Origin of the sequence: Mesorhizobium sp. (assembly GCF_004963255.1) — a bacterium.
Lineage (GTDB): Bacteria > Pseudomonadota > Alphaproteobacteria > Rhizobiales > Rhizobiaceae > Mesorhizobium.
Map to the genome: position 1 here is coordinate 1 of NZ_SUGA01000097.1, position 998 is coordinate 998.

The window sequence follows — 998 nt, forward strand, 5'->3', positions numbered from 1 at the left end:
TTTGTCAGTTGCCCAAGCGTGATGGCTTTCGCGACGCGGCGCGCCTCAGGAACTGAGCCGCGTCCAGGTCGAAACGCGGGAAAGAAAGACAGGAAACAGAATGGCCGATCAATTCGCAACGGACGTCATTGCCCTGATCAAGAAACGCGCCGAGTCGGAGAGCGGTGAGGGAATGCCTGCGTCATTCGTCGGCGAGATAACAATCGCCACGGAACTGGACGCGCTCGGGTTCGATTCGCTGGGTTTGGCGGACGTCCTCTGGGATGTGGAGCAGGCCTACGGCATCAAGATCGACATGAACACGGCCGATGCCTGGTCCAATCTCAAGAATGTCGGCGACGTCGTGGAAGCCGTCCGCGGCTTGCTTGCGAAGGAGGCTTGAATGGACAGGCGCGTCGTTATCACCGGAGTGGGCGGCCTGTGCGGACTGGGCACCGACGCCGCCTCTATGTGGAAAGAGATGCGCGAAGGCCGCTCCGCCATCGGCCCGATCGCCAATTCCGAGCTTCATGACCTGGAGGGCATGACCGGCGCTGAGATCAAGGCGCTGCCCCAGCACGACATCAACCGGGGGCATCTCATCTCCATGGACCGCTTCAGCTTGCTCGCCGTGCTTGCAGCGCGCGAAGCCATGCGGCAGGCCGGACTTTCCTGCGACGAGGGGAATGCCCATCGCTTCGGCGCGACAGTGGGCGTCGGATTTACCGGTTCGTACGCAACAGAACAAACTTACCGCTCACTGCTTTTGGGTAGCGCAATCCGTGCTGAACTCTTCACTGGAGTAAAGGTGATGCCCAGCGCCGCTTCCGTCCATCTTAGCTTGAGCCTCGGCTTGCGCGGGCCGGTCTTCGGGGTGACCTCCGCATGTGCCTCGGCCAACCATGCGATCGCCTCGGCGGTGGACCAGATCAAGCTGGGCCGGGCCGACGTAATGGTTTCCGGGGGCAGCGACGCACCCTTCGCATGGGGCGTGCTGAAAGCATGGGAAGCAATGCGCG

2 protein-coding genes are annotated in these 998 nt (G+C 62.1%); both read left to right on the forward strand.

What is annotated here, in order from left to right:
* Positions 1-100: 100 nt before the first annotated feature.
* Positions 101-382, forward strand: a complete 282-nt coding sequence (locus tag E5X34_RS32585; RefSeq protein ID WP_029356603.1) for an acyl carrier protein — start codon at positions 101-103, stop codon at positions 380-382.
* Positions 383-998 (forward strand): beta-ketoacyl synthase N-terminal-like domain-containing protein (locus tag E5X34_RS32590; RefSeq protein ID WP_292124567.1); only part of this gene is annotated, 616 nt, incomplete at its 3' end.

Excerpts from the sequence above, each read along its gene's own strand:
- E5X34_RS32585 (WP_029356603.1), top strand. The coding sequence starts at position 101 with ATGGCCGATCAATTCGCAACGGACGTCATTGCCCTGATCAAGAAACGC.